The organism is Ideonella sp. P3_A4, from assembly GCF_056403075.1.
On record NZ_JBFUGE010001105.1, the window covers coordinates 1 to 1,208 of the forward strand.

General features: G+C 67.9%; 2 protein-coding genes. Both read left to right on the forward strand.

Features of this window, described 5'->3' with window-relative positions; genetic code table 11:
- On the forward strand, window positions 1–550 hold a 550-nt coding region (locus AC1DYI_RS36230), incomplete at its 5' end, for a helix-hairpin-helix domain-containing protein (protein ID WP_477208917.1).
- Complete coding sequence (locus AC1DYI_RS36235) at window positions 537–1,112, forward strand: hypothetical protein (RefSeq protein WP_477208918.1); 576 nt, start codon at window positions 537–539, stop codon at window positions 1,110–1,112. The genes AC1DYI_RS36230 and AC1DYI_RS36235, both read left to right, overlap by 14 nt.
- The last annotated feature ends 96 nt before the right edge of the window (window positions 1,113–1,208 follow it).

The following is a 1,208-nucleotide window of genomic DNA, read 5'->3' on the forward strand; positions in this document are numbered from 1 at the left end:
CTACGCCGCCATGCGCCAGGTGCTGACCCGGCGCTACGCCAAACTGGCCGAGATCACGGCGGCCGAGGGCAACCAGGCCCAGGTGGCCGGCGCCAAGGTCCGCCTGCCGGACCTGGTGCTGGTCGATGGCGGTCGCGGCCAGGTCACGATGGCGCGCGAGGTATTCGGCGAGCTGGGCCTCGACCTGTCGCTGATCGCTGGCGTCGAAAAGGGCGAGGGCCGCAAGGTCGGCCTTGAAGAACTGGTCTTCGCCGACGGGCGCGACAAGCTCAGCCTGCCGCCTGATTCAGCCGCGCTGATGCTGATTGCGCAGATCCGCGACGAGGCGCATCGCTTTGCGATCACCGGCATGCGTGCCAAGCGTGCCAGTGTGCGCACGGGCGGCAGCCGGCTCGAAGACATTGCTGGCATAGGCCCGAAGAAACGCGCGAAACTGTTACAGCGTTTTGGCGGTGTCCGCGGCGTGACGGCCGCAAGCGTTGATGACTTGGCCAGCGTGGAAGGCATCTCTAAGGAATTGGCAGAGGACATCTATCGTGCGTTGCACTGATCAACCCAACGGCCACGGGCCGCAAGACACTCCCGCCGACATCGGCAACGGCGACAAGCCCCGCGTGGACGTCCGCCGCAACCCATGGACCGGCCTGGCGGTGATGATGACGGTGGCGCTGCCTGCTGGGTGGCTGGCCGCCTGCGCCAACAAGGAGCCGCCACCACCGCCGCCTGCGCCTGTGCGACCGGCCGCACCCGCGGCAGCGCCGCGGCCCGTGCCTTCGGCGAACGCCGCGCGCAGCTGGGACGAATACCGCCTGCGCGCCGCGCAGAAGCTGGTCGCTGCCAACCCGACCATCACCTACACCGGCAGCGTGCCCGAACCGCTGCTGGCCATTCCGGTGCTGTCGGTCGAGCTCAACGGAGACGGCAGCATCTCGAAGATCGAGGTGATGCGCTACCCGAGCCAGGCCAAGGACACGACGCAGATCGCGATCGATGCGGTGCGCCGCGCGGCGCCGTTCGGCGACGTGTCGCGTCTGCCCAAGCCGTGGAAGTACGTCGAGACCTTCTTGTTCGACGAGAACCGCAAGTTCAAGCCGGTCACGCTGGACCGTTGAGGGTTCGAAGCAAGCGGTGTCCACGCACGGTTTCGTCGGGGCCGATGCGTGGGGCGAAGGCTTGCGCTGCAATGAGTGCACGGCGCGGACGCGGTT